Source organism: Sutterella massiliensis (assembly GCF_016899755.1).
GTDB lineage: Bacteria > Pseudomonadota > Gammaproteobacteria > Burkholderiales > Burkholderiaceae_F > Sutterella > Sutterella massiliensis.
In genome coordinates, this window is the sequence record NZ_JACJJC010000195.1 from 1 (window position 1) to 670 (window position 670).

A 670-nucleotide genomic window follows, 5' to 3' on the forward strand; every position below is an offset into this window, starting at 1 on the left:
GTCGATCAACACGACGTCGTAGTTGCCGGCAATCCGGATAAGCCGTTCCCTCGGAACGTGAATGAAATCGGCCGGCAGCGTCTCAAGGGAATACGAAATACGGGAGTTGAGTTCCGTCGGAAGCAGATCGATGCCTCGCTTGGTTGTCTGAGGCACGATCGGATCGTCGCCCGGCGTGAAAAGCTCTGTGGCCTGCGTGCCCGAGATCGGATCGCCTGCCAATAGAACGGCAGAACCGTTCCCCTGGGCGTCCATGTCTACGTACAGCACCTTCTTTTTCATGCGGATTGCCAGATCGAATGCGAGCTGAACCGCTAAGGTCGTCTTTCCGACGCCGCCCTTTTGATTGGCTACCGCGATGATTTTTGTATCGGGCATCGTAAGCCTCCCGAAAATTCGCTAGAAACGATGATGAACTATCTAACGGTTTTCCGTCAAGTAATGCGTAGAATTTCAAACAGATTTTCTTGGTAGGTCTGATCGGAAAAATAGAGCTTCACTCGAGCTTAAAAAATCTTTTCTTGCTAGAAATGCAGGGGAATTGCTTGATGTAGCTTTTGAGGACCTTTCTTGGCTGCTTTGCATGGAAATTCCGAAAGTCCGTAAAAGCTACAGAGGCTTTAGACCGTATCCGAATTTCGTTCGGATGTTGAGAAGGAACGTTTGAGAA

Annotated in this window: 1 protein-coding gene; it reads right to left on the reverse strand. The window is 49.7% G+C overall.

From position 1 onward, the window contains the following. The coding region (locus H6A60_RS12130; protein ID WP_205104986.1) for a ParA family protein at positions 1-378 on the reverse strand (378 nt) is incomplete at its 3' end. Positions 379-670: the final 292 nt, after the last annotated feature.